Source organism: Chryseobacterium sp. KACC 21268, from assembly GCA_028736075.1.
Taxonomy (GTDB): domain Bacteria; phylum Bacteroidota; class Bacteroidia; order Flavobacteriales; family Weeksellaceae; genus Epilithonimonas.
In genome coordinates, this window is the sequence record CP117875.1 from 2,610,734 (window position 1) to 2,636,663 (window position 25,930).

Genomic DNA, 25,930 nt, shown 5'->3' on the forward strand with positions numbered 1-25,930 from the left:
CTGAAATTAATTTTAATGAAATCCCTAAATCAATTAAGTTTCTGAAACCTTAACAATCTTGAGTAAGCCAAACCAGTTCCGGCCTCAATATTTAAGATACTTGTAGAAGGATTTGTTCCGTGATTTGAAGTTGATCCTTTTGTGATGACTGCCCGTACCAAGTCATTTTGATTAAGACTAATCACAAAGGGCGCTACAATCACGGATCTGTTTCTGTCTCCAGTTCCGACACCCCAGACGGCACTCGATTTTGCAATCTGAGTCCACGTTGCACCATTATTTACAGATCTCTGAACGATAAAGTCCAAAGCCGCTACACAAGTGGCTTCTGTCTGATAGGTTGTGCAAGTGGTCTGAACCCAAGGATTGTAGCCAACATATCCTGTAATTTCAAATGTTCCAGGAGAAAGAATTCTGAAATTATTATTAGCCAAAGAAACCCTGTTTCCAACGTCCACCGTCATTGCTCCAGAGGCAGCCGTATCAAAATTGACAACAATATTTCCTCCATTGTTGAAGGTTGTTTTGTCTAATGCCTGATTCCCTGTGTTTCCAACAATGAAAAGCTGTGCATAAAGTTTCGTCCTGATGGTCTCAGAAGTTGAGACATCTATCCAACTTGTTCCATTCCAGAAGTAGAATGTATTGGCTTCTATCGCAGTGTCTGTAGCTGAATTCGTTGTATTAAAAACAATTAATCCAATTGCAGGATTTTGTATGGTGACGATGTCTGTTTTATTTTGAAGTGCAACCCTGGGCAGCAATACACCTTTTTTATTATTACCAGCCATAGAACTCACATCCAGATCCAAGAGAGCTGAGGAATTTGGATTTCCTGTTCCAATCCCGATGCCTTGTCCTGATAATTTTTTTGAGAATAATAAAGCTGAAAAAACTACAATAGCAGTTTTGAATATATGGGATCTATTGTAAGTCATAGTCTAGAAGTATCATTGTAAAACTTTTCGAGATAGGAATTTTTGGCGATGTGGTAATTGTAGGCACCGGACTGGTCGTGTTGTTTTCACCGTGCAAAGCAGAATCATCTGTAACTGCAAAAGGATTTTGTGCTACAAGTCTCAATCTATGTCCGGCAGTGAGATAAATAGGTGTTGAGATTAGGATCGCAGTCTTCAGGTAATTGGTTGCTTTTACGCCCCAGGCTGTCCTGTTGCCAATGACATCTACCCAGGTTGTCCCATTGTCTGTTGATCTTTGAAGTTTCAGATTAAGAAAAGTTCCGCGCTGCGTCCCGGCAATCGTTGTTCGGTTTGGATTGTAATTAACATAAGAAGAAACTTCATAAAGTCCGGTCACATTTACCGTGAAGACGTTACCGGATTTCGTTACAATATTTCCGGTACTGATGGCCACATCTGTATCCGCAAATGTGATCGGAATACCACCGTTTGTACCACTTGTATTATTAATCGTAGAATATGTGAAATCTTGTGTAGTTCTGGCGTTTAGGCTGTAGATCCTATTAGATAAATAATTTTGAAGAACAGTAGTAAGTCCAAGATCGACCCATTGATTGCCATTCCAAAAATAATATCGGTTGGCCAAAACATTGGAAGGGAATGTACCTGCATCTGCTGTATTGTAAACTAAAAGACCTACCGCTGGTGTCGGGATTGTAGTTGTGTCCAGACTTCCCGCCAATGCAACTCTTGGACCTAAGAAACCTTTTTTGCTGCCAGTTGCCATATCATTAGTATTAATTTCCAGCAATGCAGAGGGGACAACTTGCGAAGTCTGAATTCCAAACTGAGCCGACAAAAAACTAAAGGAAAGGATAGAACATAATTTTAATAACTGATTCCTCATAAGCACTTACATAAAAATTACCGCTGAGAAATGATTGATGCCTCTTGATAATTTTTTTAATATTTAAAAATTAGTTTGAAGATTCTACAAGGTTGTTGAAAATCAAAAATTAAATAATTCTAGATCATACCATGATTTTTAACGAGATAGAATCTGTCTGTTTTTCAGGAAAAATATCTATTTGAAATTTTCGAAGAACAAATATAATTCCAAAAAATGTTTATCAATAATGCAAAAATAATGAATTATTAAAAATTAATATTAATTTAATAATAGATAAAACACACAAAGAATCAATTTACCATCAAGATTAAATCTTAAAAATAAGTTTTCCAAGAAAAATGATTAATTTCGTGAACTGATTTCTATAATCAAATTATGAGTGAAGAAAAAGAAATGTCCTTTCTAGGGCATATTGGAGAGTTGAGATCCCATTTGGTAAGATCTATTTTAGCTATCGTTATATTGGCAATTGTAGTCGGTTTCAATATCAATTGGGTGATGGATCATATATTTTTTGGTCCCACAAGAAGTGATTTTTTCACTTTCAAAGTTGTGAATCATTTTTCGAGAGAATTGACTGGTGTAGATAGTTTTATTATGCCGGCAAAATTCAGTGTTCAGCAGAAGCAGTTGTTTCAGCAGTTCAATGTTATGATGGCTGTTTCCATTTTCTCCGGAGTGGTATTGGCTTTTCCATACATCGTTTGGGAAATTTGGAGATTCATCAGTCCGGCATTGATGCCTTCGGAAAGGAAAAATTCAATTTTCTATATCAATTCTGTATGGATTTTGTTTATGCTTGGCGTTTTGACAGGGTACTTTCTGATTTTGCCATTCGCTATTAATTTTGGATTACTATTCAAAGTTTCGGATAACATCGTGCAACTTTTTGATCTTTCAGATTATACTACTCTATTTCTGCAGGTTACGATGGGAATGGGAGTTGTCTTCCTTTTCCCGATAGCAGTTTATATCTTGACGTCAATCGGGATATTGACACCACAGTTTTTGCGGACTTACAGACGTCACGCCATAGTTTTGATTATGGTTGTCGCAGCGATCATTACACCGGCCGATGTTTTGAGTATGATGGCAGCAGCATTGCCTTTGGTCTTGCTTTATGAAATCAGTGTCATTATGTCAAATGTCATTTATAAAAAAATGCAGAGAAAGAATCTGAATAAAGATCTTACACAGCCTTAATTTCTAAAAGCAAAAAAAAAATCAGCAATGTCACAATTGCTGATTTTTTGTTTTTAAGAATTGAAATTTAACTACCGTTTCACAATTTCTTTTCTTATTCTGCTGAGCGAAGTATCTGTAATCCCAAGATATGAAGCGATATTTTTTAAAGGTGCAAATTTCAGCACTTCAGATTTTTCCTGAATTAAGTCTAAGTATCTTTCTGTCGCAGATTTGGTGATCACTTCCACAGATTTTTGTTTTAGATAAAATAATTGATAAGACATCCAGGCTCTTCCCCATTCTGCCAGCGCCGGAATTGTTAAAAATAATTCCTGAAAATCATCATAATCAATCTTCCAAACTATGCAATCTGTTTCTGCCTGAATGTTCTCCATCGACGGAATTCTTTGAAAAATGGACGAAGCTTCTATCACAATGTCAGATTCCGTAAAGAAATTGATGGTGATGTCATTATTATCAACATCATAAACATTGATGGTGATGTCATTATTATCAACATCATAAACAAAAGAACGTGAAACGCCAGATTCCAAAATGAAATATTCATTGGCCACTTCATTTTCTTTGAGGAAAAAATCGCCTTTTTTGAAAAACATTTTCTCGTGGCTTTCAAAAATCAGTTTCAGATCTTCTTCTGAAAATGCGGGATGTTGGTATGTATTTTTTAGTATGTCCATAAATGAAAACCGAAAATCTAAAGTAATGAATTTCTGTTGATGATTAAAAATTTAATCTTCCTGGGTTTTACGAACCAAAATTTGCGTTTGCCTATCAAACATAAACAAATATTGATAAAATCCGATCCAATCTCTTTGATAATCAAACACTTCTTCATTTAAATGATTGTAGGAATGGATTTTATTTGGTTTACCCCATTCATTTTGAAGGTCCTGTTTTGTTATTCCTACTGCGACACTTTCAAACTTATTATCATAATAGGCTTTATTAATTCTATAGGCAATTAGCAGTAAAACTAAAAAGACAAATCCAATAAGTACAACTTTAAAAAAAATCATTGATATTCTTTTCATATTTTACAGTGTGCGGGAATTAATAAAAGTCATAAGATAAAAAAACGGAAAATCTAAAATAATTGATTTCCCGTTATGATTGGTATTAATTTGTAGAATTTATTTCAAAGCACTTACAGCTTCTGCATAATTTGGTTCTTGTCCAATTTCTGGAACTTGCTCTGTGTAAAGAACTTTCCCAGTTTCGTCCAAAGCCACTACTGCTCTACTCAACAAACCTCTCAATGGAGAGTCGCTAAGTGTAACGCCATAATCTTCACCGAAATTGCCTCTGAAATCTGATAAAACCTCTACATTATCAAGACCTTCAGCAGCACAAAATCTGTTCAATGCAAATGGAAGATCTCTGGAAACATTGATGACAACTGTATTTTCCAATGAGCTAGCTTCCTTGTTGAATTCTCTTGCAGACGCTGCGCAAACACCAGTATCGATGCTTGGGAAGATATTTAGCAAGACTTTTTTACCAGTGTAATCTGCCAAGTGCTTTTCTGAAAGGTCTGCACCTATCAACGTAAATTCCTGAGCGATAGTTCCAACTTCTGGCAAATCCCCAACGGTATTGATTGGACTTCCTTTGAATGTAATTTGTGACATTGTTTTTTTATTTTTATTGAAACTCAAAATTACTCAAATATTTTTATTTAGCATCAGCAAATTTTATATTTTAGCGACCTTAAAAATAAACTCAAATATGAATAAAAATTACTTAATCATTGTTCTTTTTCTACCCTTTTTCGGAATGGCTCAGTCGGTGATTGGAAATATAAATTCAGGTGCTGTTTCTGAGAATTCTTTTAATCATTCTATAGGAGAAATCTATGTTATTCCTAACAATCTGGATGATGCTAATTCTGGAACAATGGGAATCTTATATCAAACTACGTTGAAGGTTTTAGGAGTAACTGAAGCCGAAAAAGAATCCGTAAAGATTTATCCCAATCCAACTGCAGATTATGTATTTCTTAAATTAAGTTCTAAAGTAAAATTGGCAACAGCAGAGATTTATGATTTATCAGGAAAATTAATTTCTCAAACAAAAATTAACGAAGACAGATTAGATCTACGATTTCTAAATCACGGAACATATCTATTGAAATTCAAAAACTCAAATATTCCTTCTATAAAAATCATAAAAAAATAAAAACCAAATGAAAAAACTCTACATCTCTTTAAGTTTATTTTTAGCGTCCTTCGCCTATTCTCAAGTTCCTCAAGCTTTCAGTTATCAAACGATTGCTTTTAATTCTGCAGGTGCTCCAATTGCTAATGGAAATGTCAACTTAAGAATCAGCATTCTTGATAATTCTGCAACAGGAACTGTATTATATACTGAAACGCATACAAAAACAACCAATTTCAAAGGTTTGGTAAATCTAAATATCGGACAAGGAACTGCAACTACAGGAAACTTCGGAGCAATCAATTGGGGAACAAATACAAAATTTGTAAAAGTGGAATTGGATCCGAATGGAGGTAACAATTATACGAATGTTGGCGTTAATGAATTGATGAGTGTGCCTTATTCTCAAGTTAGCAAAACTGTTGTTACGGGACCAGGACAAGGAATTACTTTGGTATCTCCTAATGGAACAAATTACACTTTAAATGTAAATGATTCAGGAAGTTTAAGTCTCCCTACTTCCCAAAGTTCTAGTGTGTCGTTTCCGTCAAATCTATATATGTACGGTAGCTATAATAATTTTAGTCCGACTTCTTCTGAATTGTTAAGAAACAAGGCCGGTAATAAAATTGGATATAAATATTTATCCGCAAATTCTAAAATCAAATTTATTGCGGCTCAGTCTTCTTCGGCTCAAGTTTATGGTTCTAATAGTCAAGGAGCTCTTGTCATAAACGGAAGTGATTATAACATTACTTCTAATGGTTTTTATATTTTCTATTTACAAGAAAGTGGTAATGCTGTTTACTTAACAGCAACAAATCTAAATCCAACGATTAACCTAAGCTCTTCAATTACAGTTTCACCAACAACTTATAATCCAACAACATCAACATTCTCAATAAATTTGAGTGGTCTAACTTCATCTAACTTTTTTGGATTTAATATTTACTTAAGTACTTATGAGTCTTTAGGTGATAATTTAAACGATGGAAATTTCGACATTGATGGTGCGAGAATTATGATCCCAAATATAAATTCAACGCCTAAAAATTTTAGGGTTGATTTCAAAATAAATTTTGATGGAACCGGATCTTATGTAATTACGCAGATATAAATTCAAGAGGCATTTGCCTCTTTTTTTATCTCTATTAATAAGAAAAACACTCAAAAATCATATTTCTGTTATCAAAAAATCATTATAAAATATGTATTTTTGTGATTCAATACGAAATAAAATCAACTAAATAATGTCAGAAAAATCAAAAATTATTTACACGCTTACGGACGAAGCACCGATGCTTGCAACACATTCTTTTTTGCCTATCGTAAAGGCTTTCACATCTGTTGCAGACGTTGACATTGTTGCTAAGGACATTTCTCTTGCTGGTAGAATTCTTGCCAATTTCCCAGAGTATCTATCAGACGATCAAAAGATCGGAGATGCGTTGGCAGAATTAGGACAATTGGCTACAACGCCGGAAGCAAACATTATTAAATTACCAAACATCTCTGCCTCTGCTCCTCAATTGGAAGAAGCGATCGCAGAATTAAAAGCTAAAGGTTTTGCTTTGCCAAACTACCCTGCTGAACCGAAAAACGACGAGGAAAAAGCAATCAAAGCCAAATATGCAAAGGTTCTTGGTTCTGCCGTGAATCCTGTTCTAAGAGAAGGAAATTCTGACAGACGTGCACCAAAAGCAGTTAAGAATTATGCTAAAGCAAACCCACACAAAATGGGTGCTTGGGCTTCTGACAGCAAAACCGATGTTGCCAATATGGAACAAGGTGATTTCTACGGAACTGAAACTTCTACAACTTTGGAGAATGACTCCAAATTCAAAATCGTTTTCTTCGGAAATGATGGTTCTGAAAAAGTGTTGAAAGATTTCGCAAACCTTAAAGCTGGTGAAGTGATTGATTCTTCTGTTTTGAATATCAATTCGTTGAAAGCGTTTGTTCAGGAAGCAATTGAAGAAGCTAAACAAAGAGGCGTGATCCTTTCTGCGCACCTGAAAGCAACAATGATGAAGGTTTCTGACCCGATCATCTTCGGCGCAATCGTTGAGACTTTCTTCAAAAATGTTTTTGATAAATACAAAGAGACGTTCAAGGAATTGGACATCAACCCAAACAACGGATTGCAAAATCTTTACGATAAAATTGCCGGAATTCCACAAGAAGCTGAGATCAAAGCTGACATCGACAAAACTTTGGCTGATGGTCCAAAAGTAGCGATGGTAAATTCTGACAAAGGCATTACCAACTTCCACGTTCCTTCGGACATCATCGTTGATGCTTCTATGGCAGCATTGATCAGAAATGGCGGAAAAATGTGGGACAAAGCTGGCGCCGAAGAAGATACAGTGGCTATTATTCCAGATCGTTCTTACGCAGGATTCTACCAAGCTGCAATCGATGATATGAAGAAAAACGGAGCGCTTGACCCAAAAACGATGGGTTCTGTTCCAAACGTTGGATTGATGGCTCAAAAAGCTGAAGAATACGGATCTCACGACAAAACCTTCCAGGCAGATGCAGACGGAACGATCAAAGTTCTTGACGAAAATGGAAACACTTTGCTTGAGCAAAAAGTAGAGAAATTTGACATCTTCAGAATGTGTCAAACCAAAGATGCACCAATCCAGGATTGGGTGAAATTGGCTGTCAACAGAGCAAGATTGTCTGATACACCAGCAATCTTCTGGCTAGACAAAGCAAGAGCTCACGACAGAGAAATGATCAAAAAAGTAGAGAAATATCTAGCTGATCACGACACGACTGGACTTGACATCAAGATCCTGGATGTGAAAGATGCGATGACCGAAACTTTGGAAAGAGCAAGAGAAGGAAAAGACACCATCTCCGTTTCTGGAAACGTTTTGAGGGATTATTTGACCGACCTATTCCCTATTTTGGAATTAGGAACTTCTGCAAAAATGCTATCAATTGTTCCATTGATGAACGGTGGCGGATTGTTCGAAACCGGAGCTGGAGGTTCTGCACCTAAGCACATCGAGCAATTTATCGAGGAAGGTTACTTGCGTTGGGATTCTCTTGGAGAGTTCTTGGCGTTGCAGGCTTCGTTGGAACATTTGGCTCAGACTCAAAACAATACAAAAGCCCAGATCTTGGCTGATGCTTTGGACGAGGCTAATGCTAAATTCTTGGCAGAAGACAAATCTCCAGGAAGAAAATTGGGAACGATCGACAACAGAGGTTCGCATTTCTACTTGGCAACTTATTGGGCAGAAGCTTTGACCAACCAAACCAAAGATGCTGAGATCGCTGCCAAATTTGCACCCGTTGCTAAAGCATTGACAGAAAACGAAAGCAAGATCAACGAAGAATTGATCGGTTCTCAAGGTCAGCCAAAAGAGATCGATGGTTATTACAAACCAGATTTCCAAAAGACAGATGTGGCAATGAGACCATCGGAAACACTTAATACAATTGTGAACGGGATTTAATTTCCGATTTCATATTGACTCAAAAGCTCCTTATTTTAAGGGGCTTTTTTTAATTTTCAATGATCACTTTTCTGTGCTCTCTTCCCCACTCTATCATTTCTGCAATGATCTTTCCGAATGTCCTGCAATAACTCGTCGGTTCATATTCTATCAAAACTGGTGTGTCCGGATAGACATTTCGTTTTACCAGTTTATTCATTTCCATATCCTTCAACTCTTTTGAAAGCATTCTTGTCGTAATTCCTGGAATGCTTCTTTCAATTTCCCGGAAACGCTTGTTTCCATTACAAATAGAATTGATGATCGGAATTCTCCACTTACCACCTATGAAATATAGGGTATCTTGTAATGCTCTTAGTTCTTCGTTTTGGTCTCTTTCCATAGCTGCAAAGTTAAATGATATAATGAATGATACTGATATACTCCGTGATACTGGTTACAAAAGTATATCAATTTGAAATAACTTTGTCAAAAATTTTAAAACAATGAGTAAATTCAATAACAAACTAGCCATCGTAACTGGCGGAAACAGCGGAATAGGTTATGCAACAGCAAAAGAACTAATTGCTGAAGGCGCAAAAGTAATTATTACTGGACGACGAAAAGAAGCCATCGAGAAAGCGGCAAAAGAATTGGGAGCAACTTCTTTCGTAGCTGACCAAGGAAACTTAGAAAATATTGAAGCCTTACGGAATGAAATTGAAAGTCAGTACGGAAAAATAGATATCTTATTTATCAATGCAGGCATTACAGGGACATTAGGTTCAATTGAAAATATGGATCCGGAAAATTTTGATAATGTGATGAACATTAATTTTCGTGGTGCCTATTTTACATTAAGCAATCTAATTCCTTTACTTAATGATGGTGCATCTGTAGTATTTTTATCTTCAAATGTCGCAACGACCTACAAACCGAACAGCTCCGTTTATCAGGCCAGTAAAGCAGCGCTCAATTCTATTGCGAAAACAGCAGCTGCGGAATTGGCTCCAAGAAAGATCCGCGTCAATATGGTGAGTCCAGGACCTACCAAAACGGAAATAATGACCAAGGCCGGACTGGACAAAGAAACCTTGAAAGGAATCAATGAATGGCTGATCAACGAAATTCCTCTGAAAAAAATGGGAAGTGCTGAAGATGTTGCAAAAGCTGTTGTCTACTTATCAGACAATAACAAAGCAAGTTTTATGACCGGAACAGAAATTCTGATAGATGGCGGAATGATTTTGTAGAAAACCGTGTTAAATATTACATAAAACCCTCGACAAATGTTGAGGGTTTTGTGTTTTAATTCTATTTTTGGGCAGCTTAATCCGTCTTCCGCTCCCAATCTTTTTTCCCTAGCCAGTGCCAGTGCAAAAAAAGGATTTCCGCTCAAGCCGGGCTGCAATCAATCCATTGTTAATTAAAAATCAATTATAATAAGCTTTTTGATATGAAAAAAATCTTCATTTTTTTTCTTTATGTTGTGGGAATGTCTCAGCTCAATGCACAGGACAAAATAGATAAAGCCATCCAAAATCTGGAACAAAATTATCCGCAGGAAAAAGTGTATTTGCTTCTAGACAAAGACAAGTATGTTGTTGGAGATAATATCTATTTCAAATCATTTGTCTTCAATGGCTACAACCGTTCGGCCATCTCAAACACGCTTCTTGTGGAATTGTACGATCACAACAAAAATATGGTCGATAAGAAAACCGTCTTCCTAAAAGATGGCGAAGGTGACGGCACTTTTGTACTCAATGATTTCCTTAATGAAGATATCTATTTGATAAGAGCCTACACCACTTGGATGGCAAATTTCTCAGAGGAATTCAATTTTATGAAACAAGTTCCGATCTACAATCCGAATTCTGAACAGAAATTGATCCTTGATAAAAACACAAAATGGACAGCGAAAGCCTTTCCGGAAAGTGGAACCTTCATCGAGAACATCCCGACCAAATTTGCGGTGAGATTATATTCACAAGGAACTCCACCGGCCGCTTGGAGTGGCTACGTCATCGATTCTGAAAAACCGAATGAGAAATTGGCAACATTCAAAAATATGGATGAAAATGTAGCCGTTTTCAACATCACTCCAAAAGCTGGGAAAACATACAAAGCCATCGTTGAAGATAACAAAGGTGCAAAACAAACGGTTGCTCTACCAACAGTTTCTAATTCCGGGATTAATCTTCAGCTGACGAGCGACCCAAAAGGCATCAACTATAAGATCAATGGCGCTGGTCTTTCTCAAGGTTTGCAAGGATACAGCATCATTGGGACGATAAACAACCAATTGGTGTACAGAGCCAACATCAAAACAACAACGAGTGAGGCTACTAGCCAAATACCCAACAAGGTAAGCAATGACGAAACAGCCGTTCTGAACATCACCATTTTTGATGAAAAGCAAAATGTGGCAGCACAACGACTCTTCTTTCTCAATCCAAAAAAACTTGATCTAGATGAGCCAACTTTGGCCTTATCGATGAACAATGAGCCTAGAGCTTTCAACAGTTTTGATATTGAGCCGGATGGAGACCACACGCATTACACAGTTTTGGTACGGGAAAATAATCCGTCTGAACTTAAAAATGAAAACACTTTACTTAGCGCCAAATGGCTGACAGGCGATTTTACTTCCGCCATATTCGATCCAGCACAATATTTTGAAAAGTCTGCAAATCCAGAAGCTCTTGACGCGATATTGATCTCAGAAAAATGGAAACGTTTCGATTGGGAATCTGTGCTGGCAAGCAAAACGCCAGAGTTCAATTATAAGCCTCAGAAAAATCTTTCTTTCAAAGGAAAAGTGACCAACAATGGAAGATTCATTCCCAATAAGAATATCAATCTCCTGATGAAAACTGAAAATTCTGACAAGAACTTTGTTCCCGCGGTAACAGATGACAATGGTTTCATCTATCTGGATAATATCTATTTTGATGAGCCTTTGACGGTTTCATATTACCTTAACAAAGACAAAAAACAAACTTCAGATTCTGATAATCTTAATTTGAGTTTCCAAGCTTTGGTGACAAGCATTCCCTTGAAAAACCCGCTACCATTTACCAATTATCGTTTGGTCAATGACAAAAATGCGGCTCCAGAACCAAGCGTTGCAAAAGCACTTCAAAACAGAAGAAACAACAAAGGACTTGATGACTTTAAAAAGGAAACGTTAATTGAAGAAGTACAGGTGACAGCAAAAAAAGTAGATAAAAAAGCCGAATTGGACAAGGAACTATCCAGTGGCAGATTTACAAGTAATAATGCAACAATCTTCGATTTTGTGAATGAGAATAAAGATGTAATGGGCTCTCAAAATATTTTGCAATGGCTACAAGGTCGTGCTGCGGGACTTACATTCACGATGGACGGCTCTGGAAACTACATTCCAAGCATTAGAGGCTCACAGGCCAGTTTGTTCCTAGACGAAATGCCTGTGGATGCAAGCATGATCAATTCTTTACCAATCAGCAACATTGCGATGGTGAAGGTTATGAAGAATGATGGTTTGGTAGGCAACGCAGTCGCGATCTACACACGTCGCGGAAATATGATTGCTGAGGAAGATAAAGATAAGGAGAAAGTCAACAAACTTGTTTTGAAAGGTTATGATAGATCGACCGAATTTGAGCTGCCAGATATCACAGGGGACGCTTACAAAAGAATAACGAAGGACACACGAGAAACACTCTACTGGAATCCAAAACTTTCCGAAGATGGCGGACTGGCGCCAAGAGCAAAATTCTTCAATAACGATGAAGCTAAAAACCGCCAGATCATCATCATCAGTTTTGATAAAGATGATAAAATGCTTTATTATGATGAGATCATAAAGTAATGTTAAATAAATAAAAAAAGACTTTCCAGCAAGAAAGTCTTTTTTTATGGTCTGATGTTTGGATAAAAAAATTCAAATATTAATATCAAAAATTTAAAATTATGCCTTACATCACAAAAGACATCGACAAAAATTACAGTGTTTATTATGAAGATCACGGAACAGGACAGCCAGTGATTTTGATTCACGGTTGGCCACTCAGCGGAAAATCTTGGGAGTTGCAGGTTCCAGCACTTTTGGAAGCTGGATACAGAGTTATTACTTATGACAGAAAAGGATTTGGAAACTCTCAGCCTTCTTTGAATGGATACGATTACAATTCATTGACGGAAGACCTTTTGGAATTGATCACACAATTAGACCTTAAAAATGTAGTTCTTGTTGGCTTCTCAATGGGAGGCGGTGAAGTTGTCCGTTTCTTGACCAATTACGGTTCTGACAATGTTGATAAGGTTGCTTTGATAGCATCCATCATTCCATTGGTGAAACAAAAAGATGACAATCCTGATGGCGTTCCGGAAAAAGACCTTAATGAAATCCTTGATAATCTAAAAAAAGACAGAGTTACTTTCCTTGAAGGTTTCCACAAGAATTTTTATAATTACGGACTGTTGTCACAGACAGTTAGCCAAGCGCAATTAAACTACGATTGGAGCATCTCTTCTCACGCCTCTCCTATCGCGACTATCAAATCTGCAGAAAGTTGGGCGAATACAGATTTCCGGTTGGAACTTCAAAATGTGACTGTTCCTACTTTGATCGTTCACGGTGACGAAGACCAAATTGTACCAATTAAAACTGCCGGCGAACAAGCTGCAAAAGGCATTGTAAATAATCAGTACCACGTCATTTCTGGCGCACCTCATGGATTGAATGTGACTCACGCAGATGAATTAAATAAGATCTTGGTCAACTTCCTCAATAGTTAGACTAAGCTACGATATAAATTTCAAAACAGCATTTTTTTTATAATGCTGTTTTTTTGTTTGGAAATTATTCATAATTTAAAGAATTCAAAAAGATTAAATCTTAAAAAACTAAATAGATAACTCATGAAAGGAATTTTTACTGTAATTATTGTGATCTTTAACTTTCTAACAATGGATGCTCAGAGCAAATTGGACAATGCGATCACGAATCTTGAGGAAAATTATTCGCAGGAAAAAGTTTATATACTTTTTGATAAAGATCAATATGTCGCCGGAGATCAGATGCTTTTTCAATCATTTATTTTTGATGGATATAGCTTATCTACTATCTCAAAGACTTTGTACGTAGAATTATATGATCAAAGTAAAAATCTAATCGATAAAAAAACGATTTTAATTAAAAATGGAAAAGCTTCTGGACTATTCGAACTCAATAAAACACTGACTGAAGATGTCTATTTTGTGAGAGCTTACACCAATTGGATGGCAAACTTCGACACCGAATGGAACTTCATCAAACCGATTCCTATCTATAATTCTACATCGAAGAAAAAATTGGTTCCATCAGTAACTTCAAAATGGTCTGTTGATGCATTTCCTGAAGGCGGAACATTCATTGACAAGACTTCTACCAAGATCGCTGTGAGATTAAATAACGACGGAAAGTCACAAAAAAAATGGAGCGGATTTTTGATAGACTCAGAGCTTCCGGATAACAAAATTGTAAGTTTTCAATCGCTTGATGAAAATATTGCCATATTTCAAATGACTCCTCAATTTGGAAAATCATACAAAGTTGTGGTGGAAGATGGTGAAGGAAATTCACGGATCAGTACTTTGCCAACAGTGACAGATAAAGGAATCAATCTTAAAATATCTTCTGAAAAGTCAGGCTTAAAATATACGATCAACGCCACCAATCTGGAAAAAAATGCACAAAATTACAGCGTCGTAGGAACCATCAACAATCAATTGGCCTACAAAGCAAAGATCAAATCGACCAATTCGAAAATTGTAAGTGTCATCCCTATCAAAGAAATTAAACAAAATGGAATATTACAGGTTTCGATTTTTGACGAAAGAGAGAATCTTGTGGCTCAAAGACTTTGCTTTCTAAATCACTCTGATCTAACGGGAAATACGATTGCCATACAAAATTCAAATTTTAATAATCAGCCTAGAACCTTAAATAGTTTTGACATTAAAGAAAATCCTAATTCTGAGAATTACACTGTTTTAGTAAAAGACGTGACCGACATTGGTTCATCGCAAGAAGATATCCTCAGCAATCTCTTTTTGACGCAAGATCTCAAAAATCCAATAAAAAATCCCGTTCAGTATTTTACCAAAACTGCAAATTCAGAGGCCTTGGATGCTCTTCTCATCTCCGAAAAGTGGAAACGTTTTGATTGGGCAAAAGTGATAGCTGGTCAAAAACCTTTGATTAAATATAATTTAACGGATAATGAGTTCATTTCCTACACTGCTAGACTTGCGCTGAACAGCCGACCTTTGCCTAATACGCCTGTGAATCTGGTTTTCAAAAATGATAATGGTGAACCACTCATATCTCAAATGACGACAGATCAAAACGGAGATGTGTTCATCAATAACTTAAACTTTGAAGATTCATATTTCGTAAACTATTTTCTTAACTCAAATGATAAGCAACAGGTAAACCTGACTTTGAAATTGAAACCATTGATTGAGACGAACATTGCAAAACTTAATTTTCCCCAGACCCGGTATGAATTAAAAGAAGTCAATGAAAATTATGCAGTACCGTCGTCAATTAAAAAAGCATTGACAAATGCAGAGCACTACGCTAAAATCACAAACGACGAAACGCAAATTGAAGAAGTAAAGATCGTAAAGAAAAAAAGTGATGCCATCAAAAAACTGAATGACGAGCTGACTTCCGGAATGTTCTCCAGTATGAATGCTACTATTTTTGATTTTGTGAATGATAATCAAGATGCCTTTGCTTCCCTCAGTATTTTGGAATGGTTGCAAGGACGTGTTGCCGGTCTCAACATTGTGATGGCTGGGCCAGGAAGATATATGCCGGTCATCCGAGGCGTTGAAGCAGGAATATTTGTAGATGAGATGAATGTAGGCCTTGATGCAATACAGACGCTTAATATCAATAGCATTGCAATGATAAAAGTTGTGAAGGGAAGTCGGATAATTGGTAATTCTATTCTAATTTATACGCGCACTGCCAATCTGAAAGGGCCAATCTCAAAAGCCTCAAACATTAATAATAAAGTAGAAATAAAGGCTTATGACAAACCAGCTACTTTTCGGACAATCGATTATTCTCAGCAGAAATACAAAGATTTGACAAGCGACTGGAGGCCAGTTCTGTATTGGAATCCAAATTTTTCTAATACAAAGATCACTTTCTTCAACAATGACAATGCGAAAAATAGAGAAATCACCATCATCAGTTTTGATAAAAATGATCAAATCAATTATTATAATGAGATTTTGAAGTAATGATAAACAAATACTTTTTGAAAATACAAACTCCTTCTGTTAGGATGACTTGATTAGATTTAAAATAATGTTTTGAATTTCTTGAGGTTTATTCACCGTCATAAAATGTCCGCCACCTTCAACCACGAAATCTGCTCTCACATTCTTAAAAGGAATGATTCGATCTTTATTCCCGTGAATATGAATTAGATTTTCGGGACTGATTTCATTTTTCCAATTCACAATCTCATTGATTGCCCAAGAGAAAAAGTCAGGGTCAGTATCTTTTAGAATATTTTTCAAAAGTAGTTTTTCAGATTCAGTTTCTATTCCGAAAAGCCAATTGGTGAAGAAATTTTGCTTTTTGAATAGAGATTTTGGAATTAATTTATTGAGTCCGAATCTCCCTGAAATTCGGTTGAATTTTGGAAGTTCAAATTTATTTTTCGCTGATGCTATTAGAATTATTTTTTTTGTTTTAATGATTTTAGAAATCTCCACAGCTACCATTCCACCGAAAGATAAACCAATTAGAACAGGATTTTCAGTCGTTATTTTTAATGAAATTCTTTTAGCATAATCTTCTAAAGGTTCGTTCGTCAAAGGCGTTATCCAATCAATAAACTCGACATCCAAATCTCCGAAGTCAATCTTATCAAAAACCCTTCTGTCAACGCCAAGACCGCTTAAAATATAAATCTTACTCATCTTTTAAATTATAATTTTAAATAAAAAAGACCGAATTTCTTCAGTCTTTAATATTTTATTTGCTCTAAAAGCCAACTGCAAATAGCAACCAGTCACAAGCCATTTACAACATTTTCAAATTGTTCACTTCTTGTTCCGTTAGGATTCTCCAGTGTCCTCTTTTGATATTTTTCTTGGTAAGTCCAGCGAACATCACTCGGTCAAGTCCTTCCACTTCATAACCCAATTTCTGGAAAATTCTGCGTACTACTCGATTCCATCCGATGTGGATCTCGATGCCAACTTCATTTTTCGGTTTCCCTTCGATGAATGAGATGCTGTCAACCTCTGCAACACCTTCTTCTAAACGGATTCCTTCGCCGATCAACTTCATATCATCATTCGTCAATTTTCTATCCAAAACAACGTGATAAATCTTTCTCATAGCAAAAGATGGATGTGTCAGTTTTTTCGTGATGTGACCGTCGTTTGTCAAAAGTATGACACCAGTCGTTTGTCTGTCCAATCTTCCAACTGGGAAAATTCTATACGGCGAAGCATTTGCTGTTAGATCCATCACTGTTTTTCTCGCTTTTTCGTCTTTGGTAGTTGAGATGTAACCTTTTGGTTTGTTCAATAGAACATAAACTGGTTTTTCTGGTGTGATATTTTGGCTGTCGAAAACCACTCTATCCGTTTTCTGAACCTGATAACCCATTTCTGTCACCACTTTTCCGTTCACTTCCACAAGACCTTGTGCAATCAATTCGTCCGCTTCTCTTCTACTGCAAATCCCGGAATTCGCAATATACTTGTTAAGCCTGATGGTATCTTTATGAACCTCTTTACTGATTTTCTCTAACCTTCTTCTTTGGATGAAAGATTTGGTTTTATCCTCAGCTGTTTCTGGTCGGATGTATGGTTTTTTGTTTGAAGGCTTTTTATTGAAAGGCTTTTTATCGCCATTTTCGTATTTGTCTCTACTGTCAAAATTACGGTCGCCACCTCTAGTTGTCTTAGGTTTACGCGCACCTCCTGCAGATGGTCTGCTTTTGGACGTTCTTTCGCCAGAGCTACGGGAGTTTCCAGAAGGTCTGCTACTACCTGCACTTCTAGGTTTTTTGTCTCTTTCTGGTCTTTTTCCGTCTTCGCTCATTTCTAAAAATTTTTGCAAAGATAGTGAATTAGTTAAGAGTTACGAATTCTGAGTTTAAGAATTCCGAAAATTGAGAATAATGTAATTTTAAATTAATCATTTCAAAAAAAACGATTATTGATTTATCCAATAATCTTTCAGTCTTCTTTTAACATCTTCAAAATCTCTTTGTTTCATCCAACTGCTTTCAATTAAATAAATTTCTACGCCATTATCAATTTCAATAACATTGTCATAAGTATCAATTTCTCCAATCTCTACTATTTCTTCAAAATGTAATTTAACCCGCATTTTCCAGCGTCCAGGAATTTCAATAAAATCTTTTCCAATTATGAGATTACCAGATGCAAATTTTCTAAAAAATATTGTCAGAAATCCAACTCCAAGCATTAATGACATTAAAGAAAATATGCCTATTAATATTGAAAACCAAATCTCATTTTTTCCAAGTGCAAGACCAAAAATAAATGACATCGTAATTCCGCAAAGTCCTACGAGAAAGTATTTAAGTGGCGGTCGGTATTTGTATTCTGTAATCAAGATTGAATTGTATCAAGTTGAGGATTAACATTAAATAAAATATTTAATATCTGAGAAATTTGAAATTTTTAAAAAAAATCAGGAAGTGTAGATTTTTACTAATTCGTTTATTAATTCGTAGAAATCTCAATGCACTGAAATAAGAAGTCTAGATTCCTACGGAATGCCAAAACTTTAAATTTTAAAATTGTAATCAAAAGCAAAATAAATATTTTTTAAATATTCACTTTACTACTCAAACATCTCTGCCACACGAACTTGTTTAATTTCAGCAGAATCATAAAGTTCTAAAACCGATTTTTTAAGCTCCAATTTAGGATAAAGATTGACACCAATGATTTTGATTTTCCCTTCTTCAACCCAACTTTGCTCTTTCGTCGCTTGGTCGAAAATCATTTTTTGGATTTCTCCTGATTTCAATAGTTCTAGATAACCGCCTTTCTCCTCAATTTCAAGAAATAGTTTCCAGGATTTTTCAGCAAATTGTTGGGTGATATCTTCCACGAAATAACTTCCAGATGTTGCGTCTTCAAAAACATTGATGATGCTTTCGTAAGCCAAAACGATCTGTTGTTTAAAGGAAATCTCTTTGGAAAGCTCCGTGGGATTTTCGATTTTGTAATTGTTGCAGAAAACTGCGTCAGCGCCTCCAATCATTGCGGAAGCCAATTCCAAAGTGGAACGGATGAGATTGTTATCTTGGTCGCATTTAGATTTATTTCTTAATGAAGTTTCAACGAAAGTATATGGAATCAAATCTTTCCCAAACTCTTTCGAAAGCTGATTGAAAAGATATTTGAAAGCCCGAATTTTGGCAATTTCAAAGAAATAGTGACTTCCAACAGCAAACTTGAAAATCAATTTATCTAAAATTTCAGAGCCAAATTTCTCCACCAATTCTTTTGATTTCGCCAAAGCAAAACTTAATTGTTGAATGATAGAAGCGCCAGAATTTTGATGTAAACTAACATCAATACAAATATTTCTTTCAAATGATTTTGATAACAATTCGCCAGCAAGATGTTCGTTGATCTCCGCTTTGTAATCATCAGAAAAAACATCAATCAAAGAAAAATAACGGTTGGATTCTTCTGTCAAGATATGTTCTGAAAGCTCGACATTATTAATGAAAATCGATTTCTCATCAAAATTTTCAACATTTTCATTGAGGAGAAAAGCAAAAACCTGATCCTCCAAACCTTCCTGATATTCTGCTACTAGATGCGTGCTCTCCTCTACTTTTGGAAGGATTTTGTATTCAGAATTGTTTTGGTAATAAGGTTTTACATCAACGTCCTCGAGATTCTCTTTTTGGAGAATTGCGTAGATGTCATCTGTTTTGAGTTGCTTTTTTACAAGTTGCTCCCAATTTTCCAATGTGCTCATTCTGAAAATTTATTTGTTACTTCTTAGCGATTTTTGAACTGTCCACTACCAAGATGAAAATCTCCTCATTTGGTTTTTTCATAAAGTAATTTTCGCGGGCATACTTCTCTTTTTCTTCTTTGTTGTTCATCAGTTTACGGTAGAATTTGTCATTCTTTTCGTATTCTGTTCTGTAGAAATCGAGTTGTTTTTCGTAGCGTTTTATTTCGCCATTCAGTTCATTGATCACCAAAAAAGAGGTGCTGTCAAAAAATATCATCCAAACCAAAAACCCGATAAGCGTCAACAGATATTTGTTGAACACATAAGTTTGAAAAAACTTCATTGTGGGCGATTTTTTCTTGATTTCTTTTATCAGTTCTTTCATAGTCAAAGTTTCTTTTTATTTACAAATCTGCAGTCCGGCTTGAGTGAAAATCCTTTTTTGCGGCTGGAAAAGCCTTGGAAAAAGATTGGGAACCCATCGACTTCGCTAAGGATAAACTATAGGCGGAAAAGCTGTCCTAAAAATTACAATATATTAATGAACTTTTTTAAGCGAGTTATTGATCACTGTCGTCAGAAAATCGATGGCCACAGAGTTTTGTCTCATATTCGGAACAATCAAGTCGGCTTCGTTTTTGGAAGGCTCGATGAACTCCTGATGCATCGGTTTCAAGGTCGTTTGGTAACGGTGCAGAACTTCCTGCAGATCTCTACCTCTTTCCTGCGTGTCTCTACGGATTCTTCGGATCAATCGTTCGTCAGAATCTGCGTGTACAAACACTTTTAGGTTAAATTCCTTTAGTAATTCCTTATTCGTCAAAACCAAAATCCCTTCTACAATCAGAACGTTTTTGGGCTCTACTGTGATGTGATCACCTGTTCTGGAATGTGTTACGAAAGAGTAGATCGGCTGTTCTATACTTTGATGATTTTTCAGTGCTTTGACGTGTTGCAACATCAATTCAAAATCGATGGATTTTGGATGGTCGTAGTTGAGCACTTCCCTTTCGGACAAAGTCAAATTTGGATTATCGTGATAATAATTATCTTGAGAAAGTACATTAACACCTTCAATATTAAGTTGTTGCAATATTTTGTTTACAACAGTAGTTTTTCCGGAACCTGTTCCACCGGCAATTCCAATCACGAGCATTTTTACAATTTTTACAAAAATAATATAATTTTTATTTACACTCGTTTTTAATCTGCAAAATTTGAAATTTAGAAATAAAAAAAGCTAGTCGAAACTAGCTTTTAGATTATCTTCTTCCACCCGACCTCTGGGAATTGTTCTCTTGCTGAACTTGAGGCTGTGCTCGGTTGCTGCTCTGTGATTCAGACCTTGTATTGTTCTGAGGCTGCATTCTAACATTGTTCTGAGTTCTATTTCTCATTCCATTGTTGGTATTTGGCTGAACTCTGGTGTTATTTTGAGGTTGATTTCTTGTCCCACTATTGACGTTCGGCTGCACTCTTATATTATTTTGATTTCTGCCAATGTTTCCTTGACCTCTACCAGTTGTTTCTGTCCTATTTCTAGTTCCGGTAGAAATTCTGTTCTGCAAAGAACTTCTTTTAGGCGAAATAATGATATTTCCCTGATTTCTGTTTCTTGAACTATAGATGGCTCCATTTCTATAATAATTATTGTTGTAGTCCAAATAGACGGCGTTTGGCGCATACCAATATCCATCTGGTGACTGATAATATCCATCTCTGTAACCATCGGAATAGCCTTGAGAATAGGGGTCGTTATTATTATAGGCATAAGCGTCCGATGTCGTCGTACAAGAAGTCATTGTAAATGCGATGATGGACGGAACTAATATTTTAAATAGATTTTTCATTATTTCTTGGTTTTAAAAATTACGTTAGTCGTAACACTTAGTTAGATTACAAACTATCTGCCAAGTTAAATTTTGGTAGAATAATCAATAAAATTCCTGTTATTAATGAAAACTATTCTTCAGGCGAAATCCCAAGAATGTAATAGAAAACCGCCAAATCCCTGGCGAGAAATTCACGGGTATGATTTCTGTAGAAACTTTCGTTTTTGGTCACGTCCTGAGCATCAAAACCTAACGCATTCATTCCATTGTTTCGGGCAAAAAACAAGGCTCGAAGATTGTGGAATCCTTGCGAAACGATGATGACATTTTTTTGCTTGTAAACATTTTTACAATTCAAAATACTCTTGTGCGTGTTGAAACCTTTCGGGTCTTTGATGATGATATTTTCCGGAACACCTTCGTTATAGACCAAGAAATTCTTCATCGCTTCGGTCTCGTCGTAGTTTTTGCTTTTCTCTCCGCTGACGATGATTTTTTTGATTTTTCCGTGGTGATAAAGCGTTCCTACTGCGTCCATTCTCGCTGTGAAATAAGGATTTGCAACACCCGAACGCATCTTCGGCGATGTTCCCAAAACCAAGGCGCAATCTCTCGGCGGAACTTTGCTGATTTTGGTATAAGTTCTCCCACTCGTCAAGGCAACCACCCAGAAGTTCGCCAAAATCATCAGCAAAATCCCAACTTCCAAAAGCCTTAAAGCTATTTTGAGAATGTTTGTAACCGCCTTAATCATCGTTAAATCATATCAAAATCCAAATAAATTTCCCTGCTCATTGCAATAGCTGTACAAGGTAAGATTTTTCCCTGATGTTTTTCGTTATCTGTCAAATATTCGTCTTCCGTCATATCAACTTCTCCTTTTTTCAGGTAGCAAAGACAACTTCCGCAGATTCCGGATTTGCAGGAATAAGGCAGTTTATAACCCAAATCCAACAACTGCTGAAGGATTTTTCGCTCGTTATTTTTTAGGATTATGCCATCTTTTTCGATGTGATTGAATTTGATTTTAACTTCAACATTTTCAATCAAAGGAAATTCTTTTTCCGTTGGATAGATGTCTTCATTGTAAGCCTCGAACAACTCAAAATGAATATTCTTTTTCGGAATTCCGTGGTTGTAACAAGCGTTTGCAACCGATTTTATCATCGCGCCAGGACCGCAAATCAACACTTTGTCTGTGCTGTCCCAGATTGTAGATTCTTCGTCATCCTCGTCCAGATGAAGGATTTGGTTGATGATAAGCGAGACTTTTTTCTCATCAATTCTCCCTTGAAACAATTTATCTTTCACAGGTTCTTGCGAAATGAAATAGAAACATTCCAATCTTCCGCCAGATTCTATTTGAAGCTTTTCCAACTCATCTTTTAGGATAATATCTTCGTAACTTTTGTTTCCGTAGAAAAGAAAAATACGCGTTGTTTTTTCTTCAATCAAAATATTTTTGATATGACTGAGAATTGGAGTTATTCCAATTCCCGAAGCAAAAGCGATGATGGTTCGTTTCTCATTCGGTTTTGAATTAAGGAAAAATCTCCCCAATGGTTCGCTCACAGAGATTTCGTCGCCAACATTGTAATTATCAAAAAGAAATTTGGTGGAACTATTTTCACCATTGATTTTGATTGCCAATGCCAATCTCTCTTCGGAAGGTGCAGAAGTAAAGGAATAATCGTTCTGGATTTCCTTTTCATTAAAGTGATATTTCAGCGTCAAATATTGCCCAGCACGAAATTGAAATCGCGATTTCAACGCCTCGGGAATCTCTAATTCCAACGCAAAAGCTTGTTTGGTCAGTTGTTGTTTTTTAGCTATTTTTAGCCTGTGAAATTGAGGTTGGTTGGCTACTGTTAATTGATTCTCCATTGTCAAGAATCAAATTTAATAAAAATTGACAGAAGAAAAGTTGAACAATAAAAAAAACTATGAAAACTAAATTATTATTTCTTTTATTTATTTTACCCAACCTAGTGTTTTCTCAATCTAGGGAAAACATTCTGGATTCAGACCTTTATAAAATGAAATTTCTTTATTATAATAATCTTCCAAAGTTTGTCAATTATTTGTCATACAATATGAAGATTAGTGAAGAAGGTTTGCTAAAAAGAATCAAAAATAATCAGGAACAATCCAAATTAAAATCTGATAGCATAACTTATATTTATTTTAAAAACATAAGTAAGCCCACTAAGTTTAATGGTAAGTACCAATCATCATTCACAAAAGCTGTTCTTACAAAAACACCCAGTGGAAAAGTGATAAAGGAATATTCTATGGTAGGCATTTTTGATGAATATGACAAACATTGGAAATTTATAGACTCTTCTATTCTGACTGATGATGAAATCAAAGTGCATTTTTCAACTTTGAGTGAAAAAATGATTTCATCTGTAAAGCCAATGGTTCAATATCAATTTGATGAAAATCAGTTATTAAAAAAGTGTAACGATTACCGTAATATCGAACTCGAGTCAATTTCACCTTTTACTTTTGATAGACAAAGAATATTGGTCTATGAAACCGAGAAGAAAGATATTACAGATGATAACTATTACTTAATGAATCTTATTCGATATAAAGAAAATCCGTGCCTAACAACATCTGTATTGAAGGGCTTTAAGAAAGAAATATCAAAGTCTAAAATCGGCGATGAACTTGATATGGAAATTATTGCTTTTGACAACAATACATATTATTTTACCACTAAATTCAAAAATGACAAACGCGTATTTTTTGATAAATTAATTGTTGTAGGAAACCTTAAACCTTAGAATTATGAAAAAACTATTTATATATTCAGTCATTTCACTCAGCTTTTTAGCTTGTAAAAAGAATGATGAGAAAGTCGCAGAAGCTCAAGCGAAAGAAGATTCCATCACCGTAGAACCTTCGAAATCCGAAGCCGATGTTGCCGAATTGGTGGAGTTTTCTCCAGAAAAAATGTCGGCTTACATTCAAAATAAAAATCCTGACACGTTGTATGTGACCAATTTTTTCGCGACTTGGTGTGGGCCGTGTATGCACGAGATTCCTTTTTTCCACAAAAAGATGGAGGAGTTGCAAGGTCAACCTGTGAAATTCACATTTGTAAGTCTTGACAACAAAACCGATTGGGCAACCGAAGTCAGTGATTTTGCGGACGAATTTAACATTAGAAAAAACGTAACCTTATTGGACGGAAGTCTTTTGAAACCAGAGTTTTTCAAACAAAATTTCAAAACTTGGGACGGTGGCGCCATTCCTTTTACATTGATAAAGAAGGGCGACAAAGTGGATGAAACACTTGGTTCTATGACGGAAGAGGCTTTGAATCAGAAGCTTTCGCAGTTTCTATCTGCAAAATAATTAAGCAAAAATCAATGATAAGAATTAAACTAAAAGACAAATCTTGAAAAATAAATTCGGAGTTCTTTGCTTTTTTATCATTGTCGGAATCATCATTTCGTTCATCATCAATTTGAATATTGGTTATGCAAAACTTTCATTTTCAGATTTTTATAATGAATCCGCGGAACAATTTGAAATCGCAGGATTCAGAATCAACCGCGCTTTAGCAATGATTTTGGCTGGAATTGCGATTCCGACGAGTGGTTTTCTTTTGCAGGAATATTTCAAAAATCCTTTGGCTGGTCCGGATGTTTTGGGAATCACGTCGGTTTCCAGTTTATTTGTGGCGTTTTATATTTTCTTTTCGCAAGATGTTTTGATTCCGGATTTCCTGCAGAATAGCTTTATCAGTTTGTCATCAATTCTTGGAAGTGTTGTTTTGATGATGGTTTTGCTTTTGTTTTCGAATCGGTTTCGGGACAAAAGTTTTATCATTATTTTCGGATTTCTGATTTCGGCTTTGGCTGGAGCTGTTGTTTCGTTTCTTCAGTTTTATGTGGAAAGTCAAAGCCTGAAAAACTATATTCTATGGACTTTCGGAGCGAATAATCAAGCTAATTTTTCTCAGATTTCAATCTTAACCATTTTAATAATTATCGGTTTATTTTTCACATTCAAATCTATAAAACCTTTGATTGGAAATTCTCTTGGAGTTGCTTATGCGCAAAGTTTTGGAGTGAGTCAATCAAAACTGAAAATCAGCATCATTGTCGCTTCATCCATTCTATCAGCTTCTGTGACGGCTTTTTTAGGTCCAATTTTATTTATTGGTGTTGTGGTTCCGCATTTTTGCAGAATGCTTTGGAATCCCGCTCAGTTTTGGCACCAATTGATTTTGAATGTAGTCTTGGGAGTTTTTGTGATGCAGGTTTTTTCAATCATTTCAGAACTCAGTCAGTTTCCTATTAATATTATTACGACGTTTTTTGGGATTCCTGTGATTTTGTTGATGTTGATTAAAAAGCAATAACTAATGGGAAATATTCGAGTATATAAAACATTAATTATTATAAATATTTTCTTATTTATCTTGAGCTTCT

26 protein-coding genes are annotated in these 25,930 nt (G+C 35.8%); 11 read left to right on the forward strand and 15 right to left on the reverse strand.

Features of this window, described 5'->3' with window-relative positions; all coding sequences use genetic code 11:
* Positions 1 to 29: 29 nt before the first annotated feature.
* Both PQ459_12150 and PQ459_12155 read right to left on the reverse strand, forming a co-directional pair.
* Positions 30 to 938, reverse strand: a complete 909-nt coding sequence (locus tag PQ459_12150) for a hypothetical protein (protein WDF45650.1) — start codon at positions 936 to 938, stop codon at positions 30 to 32.
* Entirely contained in the window at positions 925 to 1,827 is a 903-nt protein-coding gene (locus PQ459_12155) for a hypothetical protein (protein ID WDF45651.1), read from the reverse strand. Before PQ459_12155 ends, PQ459_12150 begins: the two co-directional genes overlap by 14 nt.
* Before the next feature lie 378 nt (positions 1,828 to 2,205).
* On the opposite strand from PQ459_12155, the gene tatC reads away from it, so the two are divergent.
* The gene (tatC, locus tag PQ459_12160) at positions 2,206 to 3,033 is read left to right on the forward strand and encodes a twin-arginine translocase subunit TatC (GenBank protein WDF45652.1); all 828 of its coding nucleotides are present in this window, start codon (positions 2,206 to 2,208) and stop codon (positions 3,031 to 3,033) included.
* A gap of 71 nt (positions 3,034 to 3,104) precedes the next feature.
* Here the strand turns inward: tatC and PQ459_12165 are convergent, their stop codons facing one another.
* From PQ459_12165 to tpx, 3 genes are all read right to left on the reverse strand, one after another.
* Complete coding sequence (locus PQ459_12165; GenBank protein WDF45653.1) at positions 3,105 to 3,713, reverse strand: Crp/Fnr family transcriptional regulator; 609 nt, start codon at positions 3,711 to 3,713, stop codon at positions 3,105 to 3,107.
* Between the two features lie 51 nt (positions 3,714 to 3,764).
* Positions 3,765 to 4,067, reverse strand: coding sequence for a hypothetical protein (locus PQ459_12170; protein ID WDF45654.1), 303 nt, complete (start codon positions 4,065 to 4,067; stop codon positions 3,765 to 3,767).
* A 99-nt stretch (positions 4,068 to 4,166) separates the two neighbouring features.
* Complete coding sequence (tpx, locus tag PQ459_12175) at positions 4,167 to 4,664, reverse strand: thiol peroxidase (GenBank protein WDF45655.1); 498 nt, start codon at positions 4,662 to 4,664, stop codon at positions 4,167 to 4,169.
* A 97-nt stretch (positions 4,665 to 4,761) separates the two neighbouring features.
* On the opposite strand from tpx, the gene PQ459_12180 reads away from it, so the two are divergent.
* The 3 genes from PQ459_12180 (at position 4,762) to PQ459_12190 (ending at position 8,660) form a co-directional block, all read left to right on the forward strand.
* Positions 4,762 to 5,211 (forward strand): T9SS type A sorting domain-containing protein, encoded by a 450-nt coding sequence (locus tag PQ459_12180; protein ID WDF45656.1) that lies wholly within the window; start codon positions 4,762 to 4,764, stop codon positions 5,209 to 5,211.
* Between the two features lie 7 nt (positions 5,212 to 5,218).
* On the forward strand, positions 5,219 to 6,307 hold the full coding sequence (locus tag PQ459_12185) for a hypothetical protein (protein ID WDF45657.1): 1,089 nt from the start codon (positions 5,219 to 5,221) through the stop codon (positions 6,305 to 6,307).
* 133 nt (positions 6,308 to 6,440) lie between these two features.
* On the forward strand, positions 6,441 to 8,660 hold the full coding sequence (locus PQ459_12190) for an NADP-dependent isocitrate dehydrogenase (GenBank protein ID WDF45658.1): 2,220 nt from the start codon (positions 6,441 to 6,443) through the stop codon (positions 8,658 to 8,660).
* A gap of 49 nt (positions 8,661 to 8,709) precedes the next feature.
* Here PQ459_12190 and PQ459_12195 read toward each other — a convergent pair whose 3' ends face one another.
* Positions 8,710 to 9,042, reverse strand: a complete 333-nt coding sequence (locus tag PQ459_12195; protein WDF45659.1) for a helix-turn-helix domain-containing protein — start codon at positions 9,040 to 9,042, stop codon at positions 8,710 to 8,712.
* Positions 9,043 to 9,145: 103 nt separating this feature from the next.
* Between PQ459_12195 and PQ459_12200 the strand changes: the two genes are divergently transcribed.
* From PQ459_12200 to PQ459_12215, 4 genes are all read left to right on the forward strand, one after another.
* The gene (locus PQ459_12200; GenBank protein WDF45660.1) at positions 9,146 to 9,892 is read left to right on the forward strand and encodes an SDR family oxidoreductase; all 747 of its coding nucleotides are present in this window, start codon (positions 9,146 to 9,148) and stop codon (positions 9,890 to 9,892) included.
* 203 nt (positions 9,893 to 10,095) lie between these two features.
* Complete coding sequence (locus tag PQ459_12205) at positions 10,096 to 12,495, forward strand: hypothetical protein (GenBank protein ID WDF45661.1); 2,400 nt, start codon at positions 10,096 to 10,098, stop codon at positions 12,493 to 12,495.
* Positions 12,496 to 12,596: 101 nt separating this feature from the next.
* Positions 12,597 to 13,424, forward strand: a complete 828-nt coding sequence (locus tag PQ459_12210; protein ID WDF45662.1) for an alpha/beta hydrolase — start codon at positions 12,597 to 12,599, stop codon at positions 13,422 to 13,424.
* A 123-nt stretch (positions 13,425 to 13,547) separates the two neighbouring features.
* Positions 13,548 to 15,923 (forward strand): hypothetical protein, encoded by a 2,376-nt coding sequence (locus PQ459_12215; GenBank protein ID WDF45663.1) that lies wholly within the window; start codon positions 13,548 to 13,550, stop codon positions 15,921 to 15,923.
* A gap of 39 nt (positions 15,924 to 15,962) precedes the next feature.
* Here the strand turns inward: PQ459_12215 and PQ459_12220 are convergent, their stop codons facing one another.
* From PQ459_12220 to PQ459_12260, 9 genes are all read right to left on the reverse strand, one after another.
* Positions 15,963 to 16,610: an alpha/beta hydrolase gene (locus PQ459_12220; GenBank protein WDF45664.1), complete on the reverse strand. Its 648-nt coding sequence runs from the start codon at positions 16,608 to 16,610 to the stop codon at positions 15,963 to 15,965.
* A 103-nt stretch (positions 16,611 to 16,713) separates the two neighbouring features.
* Entirely contained in the window at positions 16,714 to 17,745 is a 1,032-nt protein-coding gene (locus tag PQ459_12225) for a pseudouridine synthase (protein ID WDF45665.1), read from the reverse strand.
* Between the two features lie 114 nt (positions 17,746 to 17,859).
* The gene (locus tag PQ459_12230) at positions 17,860 to 18,285 is read right to left on the reverse strand and encodes a hypothetical protein (GenBank protein WDF45666.1); all 426 of its coding nucleotides are present in this window, start codon (positions 18,283 to 18,285) and stop codon (positions 17,860 to 17,862) included.
* A 231-nt stretch (positions 18,286 to 18,516) separates the two neighbouring features.
* Positions 18,517 to 19,671, reverse strand: coding sequence for a methylmalonyl-CoA mutase family protein (locus PQ459_12235; GenBank protein ID WDF45667.1), 1,155 nt, complete (start codon positions 19,669 to 19,671; stop codon positions 18,517 to 18,519).
* A 16-nt stretch (positions 19,672 to 19,687) separates the two neighbouring features.
* Positions 19,688 to 20,038: a septum formation initiator family protein gene (locus PQ459_12240; GenBank protein ID WDF45668.1), complete on the reverse strand. Its 351-nt coding sequence runs from the start codon at positions 20,036 to 20,038 to the stop codon at positions 19,688 to 19,690.
* 153 nt (positions 20,039 to 20,191) lie between these two features.
* The gene (gene udk / locus PQ459_12245; GenBank protein ID WDF45669.1) at positions 20,192 to 20,809 is read right to left on the reverse strand and encodes a uridine kinase; all 618 of its coding nucleotides are present in this window, start codon (positions 20,807 to 20,809) and stop codon (positions 20,192 to 20,194) included.
* Between the two features lie 106 nt (positions 20,810 to 20,915).
* Complete coding sequence (locus PQ459_12250; protein WDF45670.1) at positions 20,916 to 21,503, reverse strand: hypothetical protein; 588 nt, start codon at positions 21,501 to 21,503, stop codon at positions 20,916 to 20,918.
* Between the two features lie 112 nt (positions 21,504 to 21,615).
* Positions 21,616 to 22,173, reverse strand: a complete 558-nt coding sequence (locus PQ459_12255) for an ElyC/SanA/YdcF family protein (protein ID WDF48720.1) — start codon at positions 22,171 to 22,173, stop codon at positions 21,616 to 21,618.
* A 68-nt stretch (positions 22,174 to 22,241) separates the two neighbouring features.
* Positions 22,242 to 23,369, reverse strand: a complete 1,128-nt coding sequence (locus PQ459_12260; GenBank protein ID WDF45671.1) for a ferredoxin--NADP reductase — start codon at positions 23,367 to 23,369, stop codon at positions 22,242 to 22,244.
* Positions 23,370 to 23,428: 59 nt separating this feature from the next.
* On the opposite strand from PQ459_12260, the gene PQ459_12265 reads away from it, so the two are divergent.
* The 3 genes from PQ459_12265 to PQ459_12275 are packed head-to-tail and all read left to right on the forward strand — an operon-like array spanning position 23,429 to position 25,860.
* Complete coding sequence (locus PQ459_12265) at positions 23,429 to 24,274, forward strand: hypothetical protein (protein ID WDF45672.1); 846 nt, start codon at positions 23,429 to 23,431, stop codon at positions 24,272 to 24,274.
* Positions 24,275 to 24,278: 4 nt separating this feature from the next.
* Positions 24,279 to 24,848, forward strand: a complete 570-nt coding sequence (locus tag PQ459_12270; GenBank protein ID WDF45673.1) for a TlpA disulfide reductase family protein — start codon at positions 24,279 to 24,281, stop codon at positions 24,846 to 24,848.
* A 40-nt stretch (positions 24,849 to 24,888) separates the two neighbouring features.
* The gene (locus PQ459_12275) at positions 24,889 to 25,860 is read left to right on the forward strand and encodes an iron ABC transporter permease (GenBank protein ID WDF48721.1); all 972 of its coding nucleotides are present in this window, start codon (positions 24,889 to 24,891) and stop codon (positions 25,858 to 25,860) included.
* Positions 25,861 to 25,930: the final 70 nt, after the last annotated feature.